This is a genomic window from Corynebacterium parakroppenstedtii, assembly GCF_019754935.1.
Classification (GTDB): domain Bacteria; phylum Actinomycetota; class Actinomycetes; order Mycobacteriales; family Mycobacteriaceae; genus Corynebacterium; species Corynebacterium parakroppenstedtii.
This window is the reverse complement of the sequence record NZ_JAGSOA010000001.1, coordinates 500,843-523,189: the sequence shown is the minus strand read 5'-3', so window position 1 is coordinate 523,189 and position 22,347 is coordinate 500,843. Positions and strand designations below refer to the sequence as shown.

22 protein-coding genes are annotated in these 22,347 nt (G+C 57.3%); 19 read left to right on the top strand and 3 right to left on the bottom strand.

Going from position 1 to position 22,347, the window contains the following annotated elements; translation table 11 throughout:
* Positions 1-47 precede the first annotated feature (47 nt).
* From prfA to nucS, 15 genes are all read left to right on the top strand, one after another.
* Positions 48-1,121 (top strand): peptide chain release factor 1, encoded by a 1,074-nt coding sequence (gene prfA, locus KCQ76_RS02205; RefSeq protein ID WP_046202532.1) that lies wholly within the window; start codon positions 48-50, stop codon positions 1,119-1,121.
* Positions 1,118-2,299 carry a N5-glutamine methyltransferase family protein gene (locus KCQ76_RS02200; RefSeq protein ID WP_046202531.1) on the top strand — a complete coding sequence of 394 codons (1,182 nt, stop codon included), beginning with the start codon at positions 1,118-1,120 and terminating at the stop codon, positions 2,297-2,299. The genes prfA and KCQ76_RS02200 overlap by 4 nt, the downstream gene beginning before the upstream one ends.
* Positions 2,300-2,307: 8 nt before the next feature.
* Positions 2,308-2,964 carry an L-threonylcarbamoyladenylate synthase gene (locus KCQ76_RS02195; protein ID WP_046202530.1) on the top strand — a complete coding sequence of 219 codons (657 nt, stop codon included), beginning with the start codon at positions 2,308-2,310 and terminating at the stop codon, positions 2,962-2,964.
* A 65-nt stretch (positions 2,965-3,029) separates the two neighbouring features.
* A complete protein-coding gene (locus KCQ76_RS02190; RefSeq protein WP_046202529.1) occupies positions 3,030-4,208 on the top strand; it encodes an MraY family glycosyltransferase in 1,179 nt (392 codons plus the stop codon).
* Positions 4,205-4,849, top strand: coding sequence for a Cg1360 family ATP-synthase-associated protein (locus KCQ76_RS11040; protein ID WP_306421796.1), 645 nt, complete (start codon positions 4,205-4,207; stop codon positions 4,847-4,849). Before KCQ76_RS02190 ends, KCQ76_RS11040 begins: the two co-directional genes overlap by 4 nt.
* A gap of 268 nt (positions 4,850-5,117) precedes the next feature.
* Positions 5,118-5,972, top strand: coding sequence for a F0F1 ATP synthase subunit A (atpB, locus tag KCQ76_RS02180; RefSeq protein ID WP_012731912.1), 855 nt, complete (start codon positions 5,118-5,120; stop codon positions 5,970-5,972).
* 78 nt (positions 5,973-6,050) lie between these two features.
* Complete coding sequence (locus KCQ76_RS02175) at positions 6,051-6,287, top strand: ATP synthase F0 subunit C (RefSeq protein ID WP_012731911.1); 237 nt, start codon at positions 6,051-6,053, stop codon at positions 6,285-6,287.
* A gap of 52 nt (positions 6,288-6,339) precedes the next feature.
* Positions 6,340-6,897, top strand: a complete 558-nt coding sequence (locus tag KCQ76_RS02170; RefSeq protein ID WP_046202528.1) for a F0F1 ATP synthase subunit B — start codon at positions 6,340-6,342, stop codon at positions 6,895-6,897.
* Between the two features lie 5 nt (positions 6,898-6,902).
* Positions 6,903-7,718, top strand: coding sequence for a F0F1 ATP synthase subunit delta (locus KCQ76_RS02165; RefSeq protein WP_046202527.1), 816 nt, complete (start codon positions 6,903-6,905; stop codon positions 7,716-7,718).
* A gap of 96 nt (positions 7,719-7,814) precedes the next feature.
* Positions 7,815-9,458 (top strand): F0F1 ATP synthase subunit alpha, encoded by a 1,644-nt coding sequence (atpA, locus tag KCQ76_RS02160; protein WP_221914822.1) that lies wholly within the window; start codon positions 7,815-7,817, stop codon positions 9,456-9,458.
* 47 nt (positions 9,459-9,505) lie between these two features.
* Positions 9,506-10,489: a F0F1 ATP synthase subunit gamma gene (locus KCQ76_RS02155; RefSeq protein WP_046202525.1), complete on the top strand. Its 984-nt coding sequence runs from the start codon at positions 9,506-9,508 to the stop codon at positions 10,487-10,489.
* A gap of 3 nt (positions 10,490-10,492) precedes the next feature.
* Entirely contained in the window at positions 10,493-11,929 is a 1,437-nt protein-coding gene (gene atpD / locus KCQ76_RS02150) for a F0F1 ATP synthase subunit beta (RefSeq protein ID WP_012731906.1), read from the top strand.
* A gap of 12 nt (positions 11,930-11,941) precedes the next feature.
* Positions 11,942-12,319, top strand: coding sequence for a F0F1 ATP synthase subunit epsilon (locus tag KCQ76_RS02145; protein ID WP_012731905.1), 378 nt, complete (start codon positions 11,942-11,944; stop codon positions 12,317-12,319).
* Positions 12,320-12,459: 140 nt separating this feature from the next.
* Positions 12,460-12,933: a DUF2550 family protein gene (locus KCQ76_RS11135; protein WP_046202524.1), complete on the top strand. Its 474-nt coding sequence runs from the start codon at positions 12,460-12,462 to the stop codon at positions 12,931-12,933.
* Positions 12,934-13,044: 111 nt separating this feature from the next.
* A complete protein-coding gene (gene nucS, locus KCQ76_RS02135) occupies positions 13,045-13,806 on the top strand; it encodes an endonuclease NucS (protein ID WP_046202523.1) in 762 nt (253 codons plus the stop codon).
* A 147-nt stretch (positions 13,807-13,953) separates the two neighbouring features.
* On the opposite strand, the gene mce is transcribed toward nucS, so the two are convergent.
* Complete coding sequence (gene mce / locus KCQ76_RS02130) at positions 13,954-14,412, bottom strand: methylmalonyl-CoA epimerase (RefSeq protein WP_046202522.1); 459 nt, start codon at positions 14,410-14,412, stop codon at positions 13,954-13,956.
* Between the two features lie 105 nt (positions 14,413-14,517).
* On the opposite strand from mce, the gene KCQ76_RS02125 reads away from it, so the two are divergent.
* Both KCQ76_RS02125 and KCQ76_RS02120 read left to right on the top strand, forming a co-directional pair.
* Positions 14,518-14,832 carry a thiamine-binding protein gene (locus KCQ76_RS02125; protein WP_046202521.1) on the top strand — a complete coding sequence of 105 codons (315 nt, stop codon included), beginning with the start codon at positions 14,518-14,520 and terminating at the stop codon, positions 14,830-14,832.
* A gap of 113 nt (positions 14,833-14,945) precedes the next feature.
* Positions 14,946-15,950, top strand: coding sequence for a tetratricopeptide repeat protein (locus tag KCQ76_RS02120; RefSeq protein WP_046205130.1), 1,005 nt, complete (start codon positions 14,946-14,948; stop codon positions 15,948-15,950).
* Positions 15,951-16,027: 77 nt separating this feature from the next.
* On the opposite strand, the gene glgB is transcribed toward KCQ76_RS02120, so the two are convergent.
* Positions 16,028-18,202 (bottom strand): 1,4-alpha-glucan branching protein GlgB, encoded by a 2,175-nt coding sequence (glgB, locus tag KCQ76_RS02115; protein ID WP_046202518.1) that lies wholly within the window; start codon positions 18,200-18,202, stop codon positions 16,028-16,030.
* A gap of 54 nt (positions 18,203-18,256) precedes the next feature.
* Complete coding sequence (locus KCQ76_RS02110) at positions 18,257-20,305, bottom strand: alpha-1,4-glucan--maltose-1-phosphate maltosyltransferase (RefSeq protein WP_046202517.1); 2,049 nt, start codon at positions 20,303-20,305, stop codon at positions 18,257-18,259.
* 277 nt (positions 20,306-20,582) lie between these two features.
* Between KCQ76_RS02110 and KCQ76_RS02105 the strand changes: the two genes are divergently transcribed.
* Positions 20,583-21,395, top strand: coding sequence for an ABC transporter ATP-binding protein (locus KCQ76_RS02105; protein ID WP_046202743.1), 813 nt, complete (start codon positions 20,583-20,585; stop codon positions 21,393-21,395).
* A gap of 126 nt (positions 21,396-21,521) precedes the next feature.
* A complete protein-coding gene (locus KCQ76_RS02100) occupies positions 21,522-22,346 on the top strand; it encodes an NUDIX hydrolase (RefSeq protein WP_046202516.1) in 825 nt (274 codons plus the stop codon).
* The last annotated feature ends 1 nt before the right edge of the window (position 22,347 follow it).

Here is a 22,347-nt window from a genome sequence, read left to right as displayed (position 1 = left end):
GTAGTTACCGGTATTTGTAGTGAGCAGTTAAAGGAGCACTCTGGGTCATGGCGACGCATGTTTCGGCGGTCGACGACATTGTTTCGGAATATCAAGGGCTCGAAGCTCAATTAGCTGATCCTGATTTACACAACGACGCTGCTCGCGCGCGGAAGGTGGGGAAGCGGTTCTCTGAACTCCAGCCCATCATTCAGACTAATGACCGGTTAAATGCCGTTACCGACGATCTCGAAGCCGCCGAGGAAATGGCCCATGAAGACCAGGAATTCGCGGCAGAAGCCGAGCGTCTTCGGGCGGAAAAAGAGGAGCTATCGGATAAGCTAGCTGACCTTTTGGCCCCGCGGGATCCCCATGATGGCGATGACATCGTGATGGAAGTGAAGTCCGGTGCGGGCGGGGAAGAAGCAGCCCTCTTCGCCGGCGAATTAGTGCGGATGTACCAGCGCTACGCGGACAAACATGGCTTCGCGATCGACGTTCTGGACGACGCTCCCACGGACCTCGGGGGAATTAAAGACATCACCATGTCTATTCGCTCCAAGAAACCGTCTCGGGACGGTGCGTGGAGTGTCTTCAAGTTTGAGGGTGGTGTTCACCGTGTTCAGCGAGTTCCCGTCACCGAGTCCCAGGGACGTATCCAGACCTCAGCCGCCGGTGTCCTCGTCTATCCGGAACCCGATGAGATCGAGGATGTCGAGATTGATGACAAAGACATCCGCGTCGATGTGTACCGCTCATCCGGTAAAGGTGGCCAGGGTGTGAACACGACCGACTCCGCTGTCCGCATCACACACTTGCCGACTGGGCTGATCGTGACCTGTCAGAAAGAACGTAGCCAAATCCAAAACAAGGCGCGTGCGATGCAGGTCCTGGCCGCCCGGCTGCAGCAGATGAAGGAAGAAGAAGCCGAGGCTGCGGCGTCGGCCGATCGTGCCGCTCAGGTGCGGACCATGGACCGTTCGGAGCGCATCCGTACATACAATTTCCCCGAAAACCGCATCTCTGACCACAGAATTAATTACAAGGCGCACAACCTCGACCAGGTTCTCGACGGCGACCTGGATGACCTCTTCTCTGCGCTGCAGTCCGCAGAGCGCGCCGAGCGGCTCGAGGCAGAATGACATATCCCCGTACATCTGTTCGCCAGATGATCAACAACGCCGGCGGACGACTGCGCGCTGCGGGGGTGGATTCTCCACGGGTCGATGCTGAGCTTCTGATGGCACATGCGCTCACTGTTAAGGGCGCGCCGGGTGCGGAACCGGTCACACGGTCGTCATTATTCTTCCGACGCCAAGACCACGTCGATCCCGACACGGCCGAGTTTTTCGAAGCGTGTATTAGCCGACGCGAGCAGCGGGAACCCCTGCAGCACATTATGGGGACGGTGCGTTTCGCCGGGATCGACCTGCTGGTTGGCCCGGGGGCTTTTATTCCTCGTCCGGAAACCGAATTGATTGTGGAATGGGCGGGAAAGCAACTCCGCAGGGCGTTAGATAACCCGTCCGGGGAATCCGGGTCGCCGAACTCTGTGCCTGCGGATTACACCATCGTTGATTTGTGTACCGGGCCTGGAACTTTAGCGCTGGGTGTTGCGCACGCGGCGGGTAATGCGTTGCTGTCTCTTCATCGCGACTTGAGAGAGCAGCGGGTAGCGGATCCGCGCGGGGGAGACATCGTTACCGGTGACGTCGGCACGCTCCCACGAATCCAGATTGTTGGCGTTGACACAAGCGACGTCGCACTGGATTACGCCCGTCGCAACGTCGAGACCTTCATACAGAATTGGCGGGCCGAAGCGCTGGACGCTGGCCTGTCAGAAGACGACGCCGAACAGCTCTCTGTGAGCCTGTGCACAGGGGACGCCACCGATCCCAGTATCGTGAAAGCCATTCGGGACATGTGTGGCCGGGACACGCGTGATCGGGATACGCGTGACGGTGACAATCCCGAGCCGACGCGTGAAACGACGCCTGACCTGAAGGTGGATATGGTTGTTTCGAATCCACCCTATGTGCCCGAGAACACGGCGATTTCGCCCGAAGTCGCGGCCGATCCTCATGATGCCGTTTTCGCTGGTGCGGATGGAATGAGCGTGATCGTGCCGATGATGGCCGTGGTTGAGGATTTGTCTAGCCCCGGCACCTTCGTGGCTGTGGAACATGACGAGCTCAACGGTCCTGTGACCTCACAATGTTTGAATGATCACAGTTTCACCGATGTAGAAATACATAAGGACTTAGCTGGACGCGATAGGTTTGTGACGGGCATTCGGGCCGCACACACGAGGAAAGCGTAATAACACTCATGAACACAATTTACGATTGCACTGACCAAGACGAACGACGTCGTGGCCTGGAGGCTGCCCAGAGCGCAGTAAAGGGCGGACGTCTGGTCGTTATCCCCACCGACACCGTCTATGGCATCGGGTGTGATGCATTCGATAACGACGCTGTTGCCGCGCTGTTGCGGGCGAAGCATCGTGGCCCTGACATGCCTGTTCCCGTGTTGATTGGGTCATGGGACACCGTCGACGGCCTAGTGCAGACAGTCACCCCGCGGATGCGCGAATTAGTCCAAGCGTTTTGGCCTGGCGGACTGTCATTTGTGGTGACACAGGCTCCGTCGTTGCCCTGGGACCTTGGGGATACTAACGGATCAGTGATGCTTCGGATGCCGCTACAGCCGGTCGCGATTGAGCTACTGAGAGCCACAGGCCCCATGGCGGTGAGCTCCGCCAATATTTCGGGGCAGCCGCCTGCGACGTCGGCAATTGCCGCGAAGCAGATGCTGGGAAGCGAAGTATCCGTCTATCTGGATGATGGAGAGGCGACGATCGGGGAGCCGTCGACCATCATTGATCTGACCTCGCCCACCCCTCATCTTTTGCGTGAAGGGGCGATTTCTGCAGAACGTATTTCCGAGGTTATTGGAACGAGCCCTGCTACGCTGCGTCAGAGATAGTTCGAGGGGAAAAGAACGGCCTCACGTGCGCGGATAGTCCAGGGAATGCGGGGTAGAGAAACATCATGATCGTTTGTGCACAATCAGCGGTGGGGGGAACCGGTGTGCCCATTCGGGAACTCATCCTTGTTCTCTGCACGGGCTGCATCGTGACTTTCCTGACAACAGGATGCATACGATCCGCCATGGTGCGGACCGGGAGAGTAGCTATACCACGTGCCCGCGACGTCCATAAACAACCCCGACCGCGGTTGGGGGGAGTCGCGATGTTCACCGGCGTCATTGCAGCCTTACTGGTGGCCAACCAATTACCGGCGTTGAACCGCGGTTTTCCTCCCATGACTCCGGACTTGAGAGCCGTGTTATGGGCTGCCCTCATCATCGTTGTTGTTGGCATTATCGATGATTTGTATGACATTCCGGCTCTCGTGAAACTGGTCGGGCAGATTGCGGGCGCAACGGTCATGAGTTTGCTGGGGCTGAGCTGGTACCTCCTCTATGTGCCTTGGCATGGGGGCACCACGGTCATTCTGGATCAAGTCCAGTCCACAGTCCTGACTGTCGTCTTCACCGTCACCCTGATCAACGCGATTAACTTTGTCGACGGTCTCGACGGGTTGGCGGCCGGCGTCGGGGGGATCGCGGGAATCTCACTCTTCGCGTTTTCGCTCACCATTCTCCACGACCAAGGGGGAGCGGTGAGCGCTTATCCTCCGGCCATTATTTCCGCCGTCTTGATCGGAGCCTGCGCGGGCTTCTTGCCCCACAACTTTGAGCCAAGCCGAATTTTCATGGGCGACACGGGATCCATGCTGATCGGCCTCCTCCTCGCGGCGGCATCGACCTCAGCGTCGGGCCGCATCACGATGTCGCTCTATGGTGCCGCCGATATTTTCGCGCTGCTGAGCCCGATCATCGTGGTGGCAGCGAGTGTGTTCATCCCGATGCTCGACCTCATCATGGCTGTTATCCGCCGTGTCGGTCATGGCAAAAGCCCGTTCGCCCCGGATAAAAAGCACCTGCACCACAGGCTGCTCCAGCTCGGGCACACGCACCGACGAGTGGTCCTTGTGCTCTACACGTGGGTGAGCGTTGTCGCCTTCAGCGCGGTGGCAGCAACAATTTTGCCGACGGACATTACCCTCATTGCGGTGGGGCTAGCGATCATCATCGCCGTCGGGATTACGTCTGTACCGCGCTCGCGTGATCGTCGGCACCCGGACCGCTACAATCAGCCAGCGTGACTGATTCCCATTCCTCTGGCGAACCGAACAGCGCCTCGTCTAAGCCGACGTCTCCATACTCCACTTTCGCATCGGGGGATTCCGGCGAAAATACACCAGAACAATCTGATGGACAGAACTCTTCTGAAACGTCGAACTCGTCGGCTAGCTCGTCGACCGACGGTGCTTCTCCTATCGACGACGTGATCGCGAAGAAGAACCGGCATGTGTCGGATCCACGGTGGCCGCTGCTGAAGGCTGCGCGCCTGGGGGGTATCGCAATTGCCTGTTTAGCTGTGGTTTCGTTGTTGGCTTGGGGTGGACAATCAGGGATGCGAGGTGTCTGGGGGGCGCTCATCGGGTCGGTCATCGGTGGTGCCTTTGTTTTGCTCACTATCGTGAGTGTGCTCATCACCTCCCGGACAAATCCCCAAACGACGATGGCTGTGGTGATGGGGACGTGGCTGCTCAAGGTTGTCGTTGTTTTACTTGTCTTAGTCGTCCTGAAGAACATGTATTTCTATGACCACCTGGCGTTGGCGGTCACTGTGATCGCCGCGTTAATCGTCGGATTGGTCTCAGAAACATGGGGTGTTTTAACCGCGCGTGTGACCTATATCGCTGACCGAGAATGGGCAGAAGAACGGGACCACCAGCAATAGCCTGCATGGGGGTGAATCAGGTGTAGTTTTAGGGGGGTCGGATTGAGAGATCGCTTGGGAAAAACCTGAATTAAGCTGCTATCGTCAACTGCGGGTTATAAGGAAAAGTCGCTATGCGTAGCCACCCCCGAATAACCCCCGGGCCCCCGCGATGATGTGCGACGGAATCCGCGGTGGGCTATGCACATAGACCTCCATCGCACCGTTTTCTGTTTGGCAGAAAGCGGCCCGAACACGGGAGAGAACGCTGAGCGTTACAACCTTGTCCATGAAGGGGCATTTCCACGCCCCAGATCTGGACCACGACTTTTTCCCGGGGTTCGTTTGTGGGACCGGCAGTGACGGTGAGCCACGCTGTCCCGACGGTGCGTCGAATGGTGATCACATCAACCTTTGGTTCGGTAATTTTGCCGACGGTTGGTTCGCCATCGACCGCATCATGTTCGTCCGACTCCTCGTGATGGTGCTCATGGGGCTGTTCTTCTTCTTCGCTATGCGGAAGCCGAAGTTAGTTCCGCGTGGCGTGCAGAACGTCGCTGAGTACTTGTTGGATTTCGTCCGTATCCACATCAGTGAGGAGATTCTTGGTCGAAAAGAAGGACGTCGCTTCCTTCCGATTATTTCCACGATCTTCTTCCTTGTGCTGTTCATGAACGCACCATCGGTGATCCCGTTCTTGAACGTTTCCCCCAATGCTCGTATCGGTATGCCACTGCTCTTGGCCGTGGTTGCCTACATCTGCATGATTTACGCAGGTGCCAAGCGGTACGGGTTCGGGAAGTACATGAAGAGCTCTCTGGTAATTCCGGGGTTGCCTTTCCTTCTCTATTTCTTGGTCGTACCGATTGAGTTCTTCTCGACCTTCATTTTGAGGCCTGTCACGCTGACCATTCGTCTTATGGCCAACATGCTGTCAGGTCACATCGTGCTGGTGCTCTTGTACTCGGCAACCAACTTCTTCTTCTGGCAGATGAACGGCTGGCTTGTTGCGTCCGGCTTTACCATCGCGGCAGCTTTTGCCTTCTCGCTGTTTGAGATTTTGGTGATTTTCCTGCAGGCGTACATTTTCGCTCTGCTGACTGCGGTGTACATTGAGCTTTCCCTGCATGCGGACGAACACTAACTGAACACCCCACTCGAAGTTTTTCACGAATACGTCGTTGGAAAACCAACGGCATTTTGAAAGGGAACGGAACACCCCATGAACGAGATCCTTCTCGCTGCAGACTCCACCAGCTATGACGGCTTCGGTGCTATCGGCTACGGCCTTGCTGCTATCGGCCCTGGTATCGGTATCGGTATTGTCGCCGGAAAGACGGTGGAAGGCATGGCACGTCAGCCGGAAATGGCTGGCCAGTTGCGTACCACAATGTTCCTGGGCATCGCCTTCACTGAGGCTCTTGCCCTTATCGGCTTGGTCGCCGGCTTCCTGTTCTAATCAGGTTGTTTTCACTACATCCTGATATTCGAAATAGCGAAAGCTGGAGACTATGACGAACTCACTTATTTTGGCTGAGGACACGCTGCCTCTCGAAAAGGGCAACTTGCCGCTTCTCCCTTTGCCATACGACCTCGTCTGGTCCATCGTCTGCTTCGTACTGATCCTATGGCTTTTCTGGAAGTTTGTTCTTCCGAAGTTCCAAGAGGTTCTTTCTGAGCGTGAAGATCGCATTGAAGGCGGTATTCAACGTGCGGAGGCCGCGCAATCCGAGGCGAAGGCTGCGTTGCAAAAATACAATGACCAGCTCGCTGAGGCTCGTGCAGAGGCCGCTCGTATTCGCGACGAAGCTCGTGCTGACGGGCAAAAGATCGTTGCGGATATGAAGACCGAAGCAACGGAGGAAAGCAACCGCATTATCGCTCAAGGCGAAAAGCAACTTGCTGCTCAGCGTGATGCCGTCGTCGCTGACCTGCGTAAGGACATGGGTCAGAATTCGGTCGATCTGGCGGAGAAGCTCCTCGGCTCTCATCTATCCGACGATGCCAAGCGCGCGGAGACAGTGGATTCTTTCCTGTCTTCCTTGGATGACATTCCGGCAGGGAAGTGATCAGTATGCACGCAGCGAGCCGAGAATCGATGACCGAGTTGGCGACTACCCTCGACAACACCGTTGCTCAGTCCAACGCGGCCGTCGACGGCGCACAAATCGGACCCGAGCTCTTCGACGTCGTTGAGGTTTTGGACTCCAACCGTGACTTGCGTGTGGCGCTTATTGATCCCGCAGCGTCCTCCGAGAAACGTGCAGACCTTGCCGATCGCGTTTTCGGTGAGAAGCTCAATCAGGCTTCGCGCAGCGTGTTGCGTTCTGCAGTAGATAAAGACTGGTCGAATACGCGCGATTTCCGCAATGGGCTTGTTCAACTTGGCCGCCGGGCTCTGTTCCGCGCTGCCGAGGCAGACGACAAGCTTACGACCGTCGAATCTGAGTTGTTCCAGTTGGCGAGGGTTCTTGAAGACGCCCCGCAGCTGGAGATGCTTTTGGCAGACCGACAAGCTAGTGCGGACCGACGTCGCCAATTGTTGGCCTCAGTCTTGTACGGCAAAGTTACTTCAATTACAGAAACTCTTGCCTTGCAGGCGATTTCTCGTGCTAAACAACGTCCTGTCGAAGCATGTGAAACGCTATCGCGGGAGGCAGCGCAGCTGCGTGGGTACGACGTTGCTCATGTTGTGACTGCCGGCGAATTGAGCGATACCCAACGATCCACCCTGGCTGACAAGCTCGGTCGAATTTATGGTCACAAGATGTCCATCCACGGAGAGGTCGATCCCAGCATCCTCGGTGGAATGGTCATCCGGGTCGGAGATGAGCGTATCGATGGCAGCACATCGGGCAAACTCGAGAAATTACGGCGAGCTTTTGCCTGACGCCCACGGCGGACGGAATGCCGGTCGTGACCGCGACCAGAAATACGACGTAATAAACAAGTAATGCTGGAAGAGACTACCGAGAGCAGGAAGAACATGGCGGAGCTGACGATCTCCTCCGACGAGATCCGTAGCGCGATTGCGAACTACACCTCGAGCTACTCCGCGGAGGCCTCCCGTGAGGAGGTCGGCGTGGTCATTAGTGCGGCTGACGGTATCGCCCAGGTTTCGGGTATGCCATCAGTCATGGCTAATGAGTTGCTCGAGTTCCCAGGTGGCGTCATCGGCGTCGCCCAAAACCTTGACACCGATAAAGTCGGTGTCGTGGTCTTGGGAAGCTACGAGACCTTGCGGGAAGGCGACGAAGTAAAAAGGACCGGAGAGGTCCTATCCATTCCGGTTGGGGACAAATTCCTCGGCCGCGTTATTAACCCCCTGGGCCAGCCAATCGACGGCCTGGGATCCATCGAGGCAGAAGAAGATCGCGTCCTGGAACTGCAGGCGCCCTCAGTGTTGATGCGTCAACCAGTCGAGGAACCACTCCAGACCGGTATTAAAGCTATCGACGCGATGACCCCGATCGGGCGGGGCCAGCGACAGCTCATCATTGGTGACCGTAAAACCGGTAAGACGGCTGTTTGCCTCGATACCATCATTAACCAGAAAGCCAACTGGGAATCCGGGGACCCGGAAAAGCAGGTTCGCTGCATTTATGTCGCCATCGGTCAGAAGGGTTCCACAATCGCTGGTGTCCGTAAGACCCTAGAGGACAACGGCGCCCTGGATTACACGACCATTGTCGCTGCTCCCGCATCAGATTCAGCTGGTTTTAAGTGGCTCGCACCCTTCGCTGGTGCCGCACTGGGACAGCACTGGATGTACAAGGGCAAGCACGTACTGGTCGTCTACGATGACCTCACCAAGCAGGCTGAGGCTTACCGTGCCATCTCCTTGCTGCTGCGCCGTCCGCCGGGACGTGAGGCGTACCCAGGTGACGTTTTCTACCTCCACTCCCGCTTGTTGGAGCGTGCAGCTAAGCTCTCCGACGACTTGGGTGGCGGCTCTATGACGGCCCTGCCGATCATCGAGACAAAAGCGAACGACGTGTCCGCCTTCATTCCGACCAACGTCATTTCTATTACCGACGGTCAGGTCTTCTTGGAGTCAGACCTCTTCAACCAGGGTGTTCGCCCCGCTATTAACGTCGGTGTGTCGGTCTCCCGTGTCGGTGGTGCCGCCCAGACGAAGGGCATGAAGAAGGTTTCGGGTTCGCTGCGTATTGACCTCGCCGCATACCGCGACTTGGAAGCATTCGCTGCTTTCGCCTCGGACCTCGACGATTCCTCCAAGGCACAGCTGGAGCGCGGATCTCGCCTTGTTGAGCTGTTGAAGCAGCCGGAGAACCATCCGCAAGCTGTGGAAGACCAGATGGTGTCGATCTACCTAGCTGGCAATGGCGACTTTGACTCCGTTCCCGTCGAAGATATTCGTCGGTTCGAATCTGAATTCCTCGAGCACCTCCATTCGAAGCACGCTGGTGTCTTCGAGCAGGTCGAGGGTGGATCCCCACTCAATGACGAATCCAAGGCAGAGCTTTCCTCCGCTGTGGATGAGTTCAAGCAGAACTTCCAGGCCTCCGACGGCAAACCTGTTATCAACGAGCCCGATGTAGACCCAATGGAGCAATCCGAGTTGGGTAAAGAACAAATCACTGTGTCGCGTAAGTCCTCGGGCAAGTAAGGGCGGTGCGCGCAATGGATAAGAACGAAGGGAGGCGATGAGTGTAAATGGCTACGTTACGTGAACTGCGAGACCGGATTAAGTCCGTTAACTCGACTAAGAAGATCACGAAGGCCCAAGAGCTGATCGCCACTTCGAAGATCACGAAAGCGCAGGCCAGGGTAGCTGCCTCGCAACCGTACGCGGAGGAAATTACCAAGGTCGTCCATCGCTTGTCATCGGCAAGTTCACTGGACCACCCGATGCTCCGCGAACGCGAAGGCGGAAACCGTGCCGCCATTTTGGTGGTGTCCAGCGACCGGGGAATGTGTGGCGGGTACAACCACAACGTTTTCAAGAAAGTTGCTGAACTACGCGCTTTGTTGGAAAAGCAGGGCTATGAGGTTGTCCTCTATGTCTTCGGTAACAAGGGGCTGACCTACTACCGCTTCCGCGGTGAGGCCCTTGAAGGTGCTTGGACCGGATATTCTCAGGACCCCGAGTACGAAGGCACGCACGAAATGCGTCGGCACCTTATCGACGCATTCGTTGCTAGCTCATCGGGCAAAGCAGAGTGGCGCCCCGGGCTCACCGCGCCTGAGGGCGAGAGTGTGCAAGGCTTCGACCAGCTCCACGTCGTGTACACGAAGTTCGAGTCGATGCTGTCTCAGAAGGCCGTCGCACGCCAGATGCTTCCGATGGAAGCCGTCATCGACTATGAGGAAGTAGAGACTGGCGAAGACATGCTGTCTGACCCGGACGATTCCGAAATTAGTGCCAACTACGAATTTGAGCCCGACGCGACCACATTGCTGTCGGAGCTCCTCCCGCACTACGTGTCTCGTGCTTTGTATGCCTTGCTGCTGGAGTCAGCTGCGTCAGAATCCGCAGCACGCCGTACAGCTATGAGTTCGGCGACGGATAACGCAACTGAGCTTGCCACCACGTTGTCTCGTACAGCTAACCAAGCTCGTCAGGCACAAATTACCCAGGAAATTACAGAGATCGTCGGTGGCGCGGGAGCGCTCGACGACAGCGGAGAAAGTGACTAACCAATGACTACAGCTCTTAGTGAGCAGCAGACGGGCCTCAGTGGCCGTGTCGCACGCGTCATCGGCCCGGTTGTCGACGTGGAATTCCCTCGCGGAGAACTACCGGCGCTATTCAACGCGCTGACCGTCGACGTTGATCTAGAGGCCGTCGCCAAGACAATTACCCTCGAGGTTGCCCAGCACCTCGGTGACAACATCGTCCGTGCCGTGTCAATGGCACCGACCGATGGTTTGATCCGTGGTGCCGAAGTGAAAGACACCGGCAAACCGATTTCTGTTCCCGTCGGGGACACCGTCAAGGGACACGTGTTCAACGCCCTCGGCGACTGCCTTGACGAGCCAGGGCTCGGCCGTGACGGCGAGCAATGGTCCATCCACCGTAAGCCACCAGCTTTCGACCAACTCGAAGGTAAAACCGAGATCCTCGAGACCGGTATTAAGGTCATCGACCTTCTCACCCCGTACGTTAAGGGTGGAAAGATTGGCCTGTTCGGTGGTGCTGGTGTGGGCAAGACAGTGCTCATCCAGGAAATGATCACCCGTATTGCCCGCGAGTTCTCCGGTACGTCGGTGTTCGCCGGCGTCGGCGAGCGCACCCGTGAGGGCACGGACCTCTTCCTCGAAATGGAAGAGATGGGCGTGCTCCAAGATACGGCCCTCGTGTTCGGCCAGATGGACGAGCCGCCGGGAGTTCGTATGCGTGTGGCTCTCTCGGGGCTGACAATGGCGGAATACTTCCGTGACGTTCAGCATCAGGACGTGCTGCTCTTCATCGACAACATCTTCCGTTTCAGCCAGGCAGGTTCCGAGGTTTCCACGCTGCTGGGTCGCATGCCTTCTGCTGTGGGTTACCAGCCAACATTGGCTGATGAGATGGGTGAGCTCCAGGAGCGCATTACGTCGACCAAGGGTCGTTCGATTACCTCTCTGCAGGCTGTCTACGTCCCCGCCGACGACTACACCGACCCGGCTCCTGCGACCGTGTTCGCCCACTTGGATGCGACCACAGAGCTCGACCGCTCCATCGCATCGAAGGGTATTTACCCCGCTGTGAACCCGCTGACCTCCACGTCTCGTATCCTCGAGCCTGGAATCGTCGGCGAGGAGCACTATCAAGTTGCGCAGCGAGTCATCAATATCCTTCAGAAGAACAAGGAGCTGCAGGATATTATCGCCATTCTTGGTATGGACGAGCTGTCTGAAGAAGACAAGATCACCGTCCAGCGTGCACGTCGTATCGAGCGCTTCCTCGGCCAGAACTTCTTCGTTGCTGAAAAGTTCACCGGCCTGCCAGGCTCCTACGTCCCGCTGAAGGACACCATCGACGCCTTCCGCCGTATTTGCGATGGCGAATATGACGCATACCCCGAGCGCTGCTTTAACGGCCTCGGCGGTCTGGACGACGTCGAAGCCGAATACAAGAAGCTGCAAGAGAAGTAAGGTAGGGACACCATGGCTGAAATTGCCACTGAGTTAGTCTCCGTTGAGCGAGCGCTATGGTCCGGTGCTGCGACGTCTGTCACCGCACAGACCACAGAAGGTGAAATCGGCATACTTCCCGGACACGAACCTATCCTTGGGCAGCTTGTTGAAAACGGTGTGGTCATCATCCGTACCACCGACGGCGAAAAGAAAGTCGCTGCAGTACAGGGCGGGTTCCTGTCCGTCGGCAAGCACAAGGTATCTATTCTGGCGGACCACGCCACGTGGTCATCAGAAGTGGATGTTTCCAGCGCAGAGCAGAGCTACAAAGGCTCCGACACGGATTCACATGACCGTGCTCAAGCTCAATCCGAGCTCCGAGCAGTCCAGCGTGCGAAAGAAAAGTAGGTCGACTGTATAGCTCTCACCTACGCCCCCGTAGTTTCTAAGGCCAATTCTTAGGAACACGGGGGTTTCGTCGTTTATACTCAGGTCAAGGAACGACGTGCATGACGAGCCGTCGACGGACGTAATGGGAGAGGTGGCCCATGGTTCTCTTCACCGTGACAATGGCGTGTATGGCCATCCTCGTATGGGGAATGGGAGTCGCCATATGGCGATTTTCGTGGATCCGGCCCCGTGGCATACCAGTCTGTACCGCCGTTTATCGTGACGGCCGACGACATCGCTGGCACCACGGGGTCATCATTTTGGGGGAAGACGCCGCAAAGCTTTACTTGCTGCGGTCTCTTAAACCGGGGGCAGACTTATCGTGTGAAAGGCACAACATAGAAATTGTTGGCCGACGAGACGTCAAAACGGGGGTATTACGGCTATTAGCCGATCCGCGGATAGTCGAACTTCAAGCGGGGGATGTACGAGTGGATGTAGCCGGGGGACACGCTATGGATATGGCATTGGTGGCGTGGTTGGAATCCGCCCCGAGCACCAGAATCCAGCGGCTCAGTAAACACCCCCGACGGGTTAAAGAACGGGGCCACAGGTTCCACAGTCACAGTTAACGACGGTGGTATCAAGCGTGGCTTGATCGCCTACATCGCTAGACGCAGCGCCTTGCTCGACGCCGTGACGTAATAGGTTCTGAGAGAACACGATTTGGTACTCTCTCGCTCATGCGCCTTGTCATCGCTACGTGTTCCGTCGATTATGTTGGTCGTTTAACCGCCCACTTGCCTAAAGCAACTCGTTTACTCATGGTTAAAGCTGACGGATCAGTGTCAGTCCACGCCGATGACCGGGCCTATAAACCTCTCAATTGGATGACTCCGCCGTGTACGCTCACGGTCCACCCGATTGCCATCGACGATCCCGACGCCGACTTTACCGACGGTAGCTCCGTCGGCAACTCTGAAGGACAGGAGACCGACGGCTCGGCCCGAACCGCGCATGAGGAAGAGCTCTGGGTCGTCGAGAATAAAAAAGGCGAACAGCTCCGCATCACGGTGCATGACAAGATTTCTGACACCATGTATGACCTGGGCGAGGATCCAGGCCTCACGAAGGATGGTGTGGAAGCGCATCTTCAGGAGCTGTTAGCGCAGCATCCGGAAGCGTTGGGGGAGGGCTTTACGCTCGTTCGCCGCGAATATCCGACGCCTATTGGTCCCGTTGATATTTTGACCAGGGACGCGAGCGGGAAGACCGTGGCCGTTGAGGTGAAGCGACGCGGTGGGATTGATGGCGTTGAGCAGCTCACGCGGTACGTCGAGTTGCTGAACAGGGATGAGATTTTAGCCCCAGTGCAGGGACTTTTCGCGGCGCAAGAGATCAAACCGCAGGCGCGGACGCTTGCGGAGGATCGTGGGTTCACGTGCGTGACCGTCGACTACGACGAACTGCGTGGTACCCCGTCTCAGGAGCTTCGTCTTTTTTAGCGTGCCAGGGTCCGGCCGGTTTAGCGTGCCAAGGCGGGGTCGCTCGCTCGTCCAGTGAAAACGGGGCCCCAACAAAGGTCCTGCCATTACCGTAGGACCCAACAAAAATGGGGCCCACCAACGTGGACCCCAGAGCGACAGGAAAACTTACTTCCCTGGCTGAGTCAGTTCGAGAAGAACTCCGCCTGCATCCTTCGGGTGAACGAAGTTAATGCGAGCACCAGCGGTTCCGTTCTTCGGCTCGTCATAAAGAAGCCGGGTACCTTGCTTACGCAGGTGGTCACAGAGGGCGTCGATATCGGTCGTGCGCAGACACATCTGCTGCAAACCCGGGCCCTTCTTGTCAAGGAACTTAGCGATCGTCGACTTTTCGTTCAGCGGAGCCAGAACCTGAATCATTCCCTGTAACTCCGTGAGTGTCTTCGGGCCAACCATGGCCTCCTGAACACCCTGTTCTTCATTTGTTTCGACGTGGTGGCAGATCCACCCCATGTTCGTGCGGTACCACTCCAGCGTGGCATCCAAGTCAGTTGTGGCGATACCTACGTGATCCAGGCAGGTGACTAGTTCGTGCGGTACTTCGGTGCTGTACTCGTTGTTACTCATGCTTCTATGCTAAGCCCCCCGCGGCCAATATTGCTCCTTCGCAGGCGTATTCAGGAGTGTGATTTTGTACGACATTGTCCGTCAGGCTGGACTAACATCGGGGCCATGATTGTTGCGTTTTCTGTTGCTCCGACTACTTCTACTGACGACGATGGTGGTGTCGCGGATGCGGTTGCTGAGGCAATCCGAGTTGTTCGGGAGTCGGGTCTTCCGAACGAGACAAACGCCATGTTCACGCTGATCGAAGGTGAATGGGACGAGGTTTTCGATGTCGTGAAGCGGGCAACGGAAGCTGTCAGCTCGGTGAGTCCTAGAACGTCTCTAGTGGTAAAGGCCGATATTCGCCCGGGTTTTGACCATCAGCTCACCGAGAAGGTGGACGCGGTGAACCGTCGCCTTGAGTCGTCATCTGAGAAGTGAACGGCGGACGGGCGGAGCGTCGCACCACGTAGTAGCGTCCGACGGGATCGCCAAGAATATAGTGACGACACAGAACAATTAGGCATTCTTACTGAGAGGGATACAAGACAGTAATGACATCTCCGGGAAAAGGCCCTGAGCGGTTTATAGCTGGTGCAGTTGATTTAGGCGAAGTTAAAGCACGAGCTGAAGCTCGGGCGGAGGCGGAAAAGCAACGTCAGCGCCAAGCGCGCCGGGCGAACGACGCGCCGGTTTCAAGCGCCGGGAATAATGCGCAGGGTGGTGCCGGCGTTCCCGGTGGCGGCTCTACGAGTGGCACAGCCCAGATGACCGTCGATGTTACCGAGGCCAATTTTGAAAATGACGTCCTCAAGCGGTCTATGCAGGTCCCGGTTATTGTCGCGATTAGTTCGACGCGGTCGCCAGATTCTCAAGACATCGTCCAGAATCTTGAGTCCATGGCACGACAGGCGAATTACAAGTGGATCTTTGCCAATGTCAGTGCGGACACAGTTCCCCAGATTGCCCAGGCCTTTGGTGTTCGCGCTATTCCGACAGTCATAGCATTGGGAAATGGTCGCCCGATTTCGGTTCTCGAAGGGCAACAGCCAAAAGAACAGTTACAAGGGTGGATCGACCAAATCTTGCAGGCAGTCGGCGATCAATTGCCCGGTATTCCCGACGCCGATAAAGCGTCGTCCACTGAGGACGAACAACCCCCATCAGACCCTCGGTTTGATGCTGCTGAAGAGGCCCTCAATAATGGGGACTTCGATGCTGCGCTCGCCGCCTACGACAACATTATTGACGCCGAGCCGCATAACACTGAGGCCAAGGCTGCGCGTGCGAACGTGTCCCTCCTCAAACGAGTGTCAGAGGCACAGGCACCCGATGACCCGACGTCTGAACCAGAGAAGACCTTCGCTCAGGCTGATCAGTACATGATCTCGTCGAAGGAAGAGGACGCGTTTCGCGTGCTTCTCGACCTCTTGCGGGTATCGGCAGGGGATCAAAAGACTCAGGTCAAGGATCGGTTGATTGAACTGTTCACGCTGTGTGATCCCGCCGACCCGCGCGTAGCCACAGCCAGGCGGGAAATGGCGAGCGCCCTGTTCTAAAACCCCAGCTTGGTTGGCCAGCAGACAGGTAGCGATCGTTCCCGCTAGCCCGCCAGCCGGGCTACATCATCCCCGCGTTACCCGTCGAAGCGGAAGAACAGGGCACTCATGGCGGGCACGAAGATAGTCGCTGAGGCAGGGTAGCCGTCGTATTCACCACTATTCGCCGTGATCTGCCCCAGGTTTCCGCCACCGGCGCCTTCATAATCGGACGAGTCGGTGTTGAGAATTTCTGTCCACCGTCCAGCATTGGTGAGACCCAATTGGTACTGGGGATATGTGGTTCCCGAGAAGTTGAATACGCACGCGACGCGCTGCCCGTTCGACCCGTACCGCATGAAGCTCAGCACGCCGCGTTGGGCGTCGCTAGCGTTAATCCACGAAAAACCGCTGGGTTCGTTGTCTTGTGTGTAGAGCGCAGGGGTAGTCGAGTAAAGGCCATTAAGGTCCTTGACCAGGCGCGATACGGCTGCGTGGTATTCGCCTTCCCAGCCTTCTTGCTGCCCCCACGGCAAAGACTCGTCGTGATTCCACTCGGTGGTTTGCCCAAAGTCCTGCCCCTGGAACAGAAGTTGCTTACCGGGGTGCGCCCACATGAAAGCCAGATAGGTACGCAGCCCTGCTGCCTTATTCCATGTATCGCCCGGCATCCGCGACCACAGCGTCCCCTTCCCATAAACCACTTCATCATGGCTGATGGGGAGGATGAACTTTTCAGACCACGCGTACACCAGCGAAAACGTGATATCCCCATGGTGCCAGGGGCGGTAAATGGGGTCGTTGGAGATGTATTCGAGGGTGTCGTGCATCCACCCCATGTTCCACTTAAACGTGAATCCCAGCCCGCCGTCATAAGTTGGGGCCGTCACCCCTGGCCACGAGGTGGATTCCTCCGCCACGGTCATTGTTCCGGGATAGGCCCTCTCGACGGTAGCGTTCATCTCCTGCAGGAATTGAACGGCATCGAGGTTCTCGCGGCCACCGTACTGGTTGGGGAGCCATTCGCCCTCTTTACGGCTGTAATCCAGGTACAAAATCGAGGCGACGGCATCGACACGCAGCCCGTCGATGTGGAACTGATCTACCCAGTACAACGCGTTGGCTACGAGGAAGTTGCGCACTTCCGCTCGTCCGAAGTCGAAGACGTAGGTACCCCAGTCCTTTTGTTCCCCCCGTCGCCAATCGGGGTGCTCGTAGCAGGCCCGGCCGTCGAAGCGGGCTAGTGCCCACTCGTCCTTGGGGAAGTGCCCGGGAACCCAGTCCATGATGACGCCGATTCCCGCTTCGTGGAAGGCATCGACAAGGGCGCGGAACTCGTCGGGAGTACCGAAACGCGAAGTGGGGGCGTAATACGAGGTGACTTGGTACCCCCACGATCCCGAGAACGGGTACTCGGTGACCGGCATGAATTCCACATGCGTGTATCCCATATCCGAAACATAGGACACCAATTCATCCGCGAGCTCCGTGTAGGAAAGGCCCTTATGCCAGGACTCCAGGTGAACTTCGTAAATGGAGATGGGCGAGTCCTGGAGATTCTTCCGCGTTTTCTCAGCCATCCACTCATCATCGGACCACGAATAATCACTATCGGCCACGATCGACGCCGTGGCCGGCGGCACCTCAGCCCGGCGCGCCATGGGGTCGGCCTTATCGATCCGATCCCCATCAGGCGTGGTCACGCAGAATTTGTAGTACGCCCCGGCGGAGACGTTGGGGACGAAAACTTCCCAAATTCCCGACGACCCCAGCGAGCGCATGGGGAACTGGTTCTTATTCCACGCGCAGAAAGATCCCGTCACTGTCACGCCCTGAGCATTCGGCGCCCACACAGCGAACGATGTGCCGTCGACGCTCCCCATCTCGGTGTCGTAATGGCGGACATGAGCACCCAGCACTTCCCACAGGCGCTCGTGGCGTCCCTCGCCGATGAGGTGGATATCCATTTCCCCGAGTGTGGGTAGCCACGTGTACCCGTTAGCAATCGTTATGGTTTCACCATCGGGATAGGTGATGTGCAGCCGGTGGTCGGTCACTCCGCCCGGTATGGATACGGTAAAGAAACCATCACCGTCGTTAACCGCGTCGACAGTCTCAGACGGGGTCTCGACGGTGACTGATTGCGCGCCGGGACGAAATGCTGTGATTGTCGTCGTTCCGTCGTCGTGGGGATGTGCACCAAGAACAGAGTGCGGGTTGTAATGAGTACCTGCAAGTATTCGTGCGCGGTCATTCGGGTGGATAGTTGGCATGGTCTCTCCTCAGGAGGTGGGCGGCGTGTACGGGTACCGTCGTTTTAGCAGGTCTTAGCAGGTGTAGCGATACTCGTGGTGAGGAGCAAAGCCGCTGCGGTCGCGATAGTCAGTGGGGATTTCCGGCAATTTAACGATGTGACACACGTTGAAGGTCGGATCGAGGCGAACATAATTGTCCTCACCCCACGTCCATTGTTGGTCAGTAATAAGGTCGTGAACCTCAACAGTCGAGGGCAGCCCCAGCGACTCCAGGTCAAGGTGAATTGTGGTCTCTTGGACGTTCTCAGAATCTAGATTGACGACGATGGCCAGCGCATTTCCCGTAAGCGGATCAACCTTGGTGTACGCCATGATCTTGTCGTTATCCGACGGCACGAGCCTGAGCGTCCGGAGCTGTTGAAGAGCGGGCTGCTCCCGGCGGATGGTGTTGAGCACCGTCACGAAGGGTTCCAGTGATTCACCGCGGAGGCGAGCTCCCTCAAAATCGCGTGGCTTGAGCTGGTATTTTTCGCTATCGAGGTATTCTTCGCTGCCCTCTTTGACCGCGACGTGTTCGTAAATCTCGAAACCGGAGTACATTCCCCACGATGGGCTCAGAGTGGTGGCGAGAGCCGCACGAATCGCGAACATCGCCTTTCCGCCATGCTGAAGACTCGCATGGAGAATGTCGGGTGTATTCACGAAGAGATTGGGCCGGCAGGCATCGGCCGCATCGCGAATTTCCTCAGCAAATGCTTCCAGTTCTTTTTTCGACGTCTGCCACGTGAAATAGGTGTACGACTGTGAAAAACCAGCTTTTGCCAGGCCATAGAGGATTGGCCGACGGGTAAACGCTTCCGCGAGGAACACGATGTCGGGGTAGGTCTGGTGGATCGTGGAAATCAGACGTGCCCAAAACGCGGTGGGCTTGGTGTGGGGGTTATCCACACGGAAGATATGGACTCCCCGTTTGATCCAGAACACCAGGACGCGGTGAATCTCGGCGAATAATCCTTCGGGATCGTTATCGAAATTCAAGGGGTAGATGTCTTGATACTTCTTCGGCGGGTTTTCCGCGTAGGCAATGGTGCCGTCGGGAAGAACGGTAAACCATTCGGGGTGAGGCGCAGCCCACGGGTGGTCAGGGGCGCACTGCAACGCGAAATCGAGCGCTACCTCGAGGTTCAGTTCACGAGCACGGGCAACGAACGCATCAAAATCGTCGAGAGTGCCAAGGTCGGGGTGGACCGCGTCATGCCCACCCTCGGATGATCCGATGGCCCAGGGGGAGCCGACGTCATCCGGGGTGGGGTCAAGCGTGTTGTTCTTCCCCTTGCGGTTGATATGCCCGATGGGGTGGATCGGCGGAAGATACACAACGTCAAAGTTCATTCGCGCGATCCGGTCGAGAGACTCGGCGGCTGTCGCAAACGTTCCGTGTACCGGTTCGCCATTTTCCACGCCGCCGGTGGAGCGCGGGAAGAACTCGTACCAGGATCCGACGAGCGCCCGCCGACGTTCCACGTACACCTCGTAAGTGCGGCCGCGCGTCAACAGTTCGCGGAGAGGTGTCCGTCGGAAAATGCTTGTTGTCTCTGCCGACAGTGCCGGGGCAATGCGCGCGCGAATATCGCGATCGGACCTCAAGGACGCGGCGACAGACAAGAGGTGGGGACGGTCGGTGACGGAGGCGACGTTGTTGGCGGTGTCCTCCATAATCCGCGCCCCAATTTCGAGGTCATTCGCGACCTCCTCGGCGCTTTGACCAGCTTCAACCTTGGCCTCGATGGCGCGCCGCCACGTGCGGTAGGGGTCTGACCATGCGTCGATACGGAAAGTCCACGTCCCCGGGCAGTCGGGCACGAATATGGCGTTGACCAGGTCAGGGTCGCCATGTGCCGGCATCATGGGGATGCGCTGAACGGCGGAGGGTCCCGACGCGGAAGCAGGCCCCTTCACGATGGCTGTGGCAGAGACAGCATCGTGCCCCTCGCGCCACACGACGGCGCTGAGGGGGATGACCTCTCCGACCACTGCCTTGGCGGGTACTTCGCCACTGGATACGCGGGGGCGGACGTCGTCAATGCCGAGTCGTCCAACGGTTCCGAGCCGTCCGGTCACAGGTATCTCCTTTTTGTCGTGCTCCGCACTCGTTCTCTCCAACAGAGTAGAGGACAACCCAGATATCGCGCAGCACAGAACCCCTTTTTGGGCTGAACAGTTTCGGCGGCCGTCCACCGAAAGTGACGACGCGTTGTGCAAAGTGACGGAACGTGTCGTGGGTTAGCCCTAAGATGGTGATGTGACTCGACACGACACTTCTTCCCACACGCACGGTTCCGATGATTCCCAGCCTCACGCGACGGTTCGCTCTCGTGAGGAGCTTGATGCACTTCCGATTGACCCCGACGCTCTTATTTCTCTTGACGACGTGAGCGTCGTTCGGAATGGTTCGACGTTATTGCAGCCCATGAACTGGGTGGTGAAACCCGGGCAGCGTTGGGTCATTATCGGCCCGAATGGTGCTGGTAAGACGACGCTGATGAAGGTCGCGGGTGCGGAAACCTATCCGACGACGGGCCGCAGCGTGATCATGGGCGAAGTTTTGGGCAAGACCGATGTGCGGGATGTGCGCACGATGATCGGTATGTCGTCCTCCGCATTGGCCCAGCGTATTCCCGGTCGGGAGCGTGTTCTCGACTTAGTGATCTCCGCCGGCTACAACATTCTGGGGCGGTGGCGTGAGCAGTACGACGACGTCGATAAGGAACAAGCAACGCTTATCCTTGAGGATCTCGGCGCGATGCATTTAGCCGACCGCACGTGGTCGACCCTGTCGGAAGGGGAGCGTAAACGGGTTTTAATCGCGCGCTCGTTAATGACTGATCCGGAATTACTTCTTCTCGACGAGCCAGGCGCTGGGCTTGACCTGGGCGGGCGTGAGGACCTTGTCGAGCGCCTGTCCACATTGGCGAATAACCCTGATGCTCCCGTGATCGTTATGGTTACTCACCACGTGGAAGAAATTCCTCAGGGCTTCACCCACGCAATGCTCCTTGACGAAGGCAAACAGGTTGTCGCCGGGCCCATCGACGAGGTCCTCACCGGGGAGAATTTAACGAAGACGTTCCATCAGCCGATTACGTTGGATACCGTCGACGGCCGTTTCTTCGCTCACCGAGTGAAATCTTCGCGACGTCATCGTCGATAATTCCGGTAGTGTTTGAGCTAATCTACGATGCTCATTGAGAACGATGCTCGCAGAAGATGCTCACGGACGAAACTGTGAGATCGCGGTGTGGTGTACAAGTTATCTGCTTGGCAGAAAGGGAGGGTCATGTTTCTGACACCGACAGGTGAGAGACGTGCCTCTACCGTTCTGTTGCTGCGGGACACGGTGTGGGGGATGGAGGTTTACGTTCAAGAACGCGCCTCCACGATGATCCACTACCCGGAAATGACCGTTTTCCCTGGAGGCGGCGTTGACCAGCGTGATCTTCCCGGGGATGTCGACGGTGATGGTGTGGATTCACCGGAGCTTCGGTGGGTTGGTCACGATACATCCTGGTGGGCACGTCATTTGAAAGTTCCTCGAGACGATGCCCGTGCACTGGTTTGTGCTGCTGTGCGAGAAACCTTTGAAGAATCGGGAACTCTTTTGGCCGGGCTTCACGACGGCAATGTCGTGGGCGATACCGACCCTTACATTCCTTTCCGCTCGCGCCTAGAAAGCCACGAACTAGCGTTCTCTAATTTCTTGGACGACACCGGTCTGTATCTCCGCGCTGACCTGCTGCGACCCTGGGCAAACTGGGTGAGCCCTCCCGGAGACACGGCGCGCTATGACACCCACTTCTTTGTGGCCGCGCAGCCGGAAGGACAGAACACACACGATGATGCGATAGAAGCCGCGTCGAGCGGGTGGTTCAGGCCGTCAACACTGCTCGATGGCTGGCGTTACCGCAAAATCCGTCTCCTCCCGCCGACGTGGGTGCAGTTGCGCATGTTGGATACATTCCGAACTGTTGATGAAGTGCTGGGGTATGCGTCGGATCTGACTGTTGAACCTGTGACCGGCGCGGTTCGGGATCGTCCCTTTATGGATGAATATTTCACTGTGGAACGCTCCTTTGACACGTACTACGCCCGCGGGTGGGCCTAAC

Bases quoted from the DNA above. Each gene is read 5' to 3' on its own strand.
- prfA (WP_046202532.1), top strand. From the start codon at position 48: ATGGCGACGCATGTTTCGGCGGTCGACGACATTGTTTCGGAATATCAA.
- KCQ76_RS02200 (WP_046202531.1), top strand. From the start codon at position 1,118: ATGACATATCCCCGTACATCTGTTCGCCAGATGATCAACAACGCCGGC.
- KCQ76_RS02195 (WP_046202530.1), top strand. From the start codon at position 2,308: ATGAACACAATTTACGATTGCACTGACCAAGACGAACGACGTCGTGGC.
- KCQ76_RS02190 (WP_046202529.1), top strand. From the start codon at position 3,030: ATGATCGTTTGTGCACAATCAGCGGTGGGGGGAACCGGTGTGCCCATT.
- atpB (WP_012731912.1), top strand. From the start codon at position 5,118: ATGAAGGGGCATTTCCACGCCCCAGATCTGGACCACGACTTTTTCCCG.
- KCQ76_RS02175 (WP_012731911.1), top strand. From the start codon at position 6,051: ATGAACGAGATCCTTCTCGCTGCAGACTCCACCAGCTATGACGGCTTC.
- KCQ76_RS02170 (WP_046202528.1), top strand. From the start codon at position 6,340: ATGACGAACTCACTTATTTTGGCTGAGGACACGCTGCCTCTCGAAAAG.
- KCQ76_RS02165 (WP_046202527.1), top strand. From the start codon at position 6,903: ATGCACGCAGCGAGCCGAGAATCGATGACCGAGTTGGCGACTACCCTC.
- atpA (WP_221914822.1), top strand. From the start codon at position 7,815: ATGGCGGAGCTGACGATCTCCTCCGACGAGATCCGTAGCGCGATTGCG.
- KCQ76_RS02155 (WP_046202525.1), top strand. From the start codon at position 9,506: ATGGCTACGTTACGTGAACTGCGAGACCGGATTAAGTCCGTTAACTCG.
- atpD (WP_012731906.1), top strand. From the start codon at position 10,493: ATGACTACAGCTCTTAGTGAGCAGCAGACGGGCCTCAGTGGCCGTGTC.
- KCQ76_RS02145 (WP_012731905.1), top strand. From the start codon at position 11,942: ATGGCTGAAATTGCCACTGAGTTAGTCTCCGTTGAGCGAGCGCTATGG.
- KCQ76_RS11135 (WP_046202524.1), top strand. From the start codon at position 12,460: ATGGTTCTCTTCACCGTGACAATGGCGTGTATGGCCATCCTCGTATGG.
- nucS (WP_046202523.1), top strand. From the start codon at position 13,045: ATGCGCCTTGTCATCGCTACGTGTTCCGTCGATTATGTTGGTCGTTTA.
- mce (WP_046202522.1), bottom strand. From the start codon at position 14,412: ATGAGTAACAACGAGTACAGCACCGAAGTACCGCACGAACTAGTCACC.
- KCQ76_RS02125 (WP_046202521.1), top strand. From the start codon at position 14,518: ATGATTGTTGCGTTTTCTGTTGCTCCGACTACTTCTACTGACGACGAT.
- KCQ76_RS02120 (WP_046205130.1), top strand. From the start codon at position 14,946: ATGACATCTCCGGGAAAAGGCCCTGAGCGGTTTATAGCTGGTGCAGTT.
- glgB (WP_046202518.1), bottom strand. From the start codon at position 18,202: ATGCCAACTATCCACCCGAATGACCGCGCACGAATACTTGCAGGTACT.
- KCQ76_RS02100 (WP_046202516.1), top strand. From the start codon at position 21,522: ATGTTTCTGACACCGACAGGTGAGAGACGTGCCTCTACCGTTCTGTTG.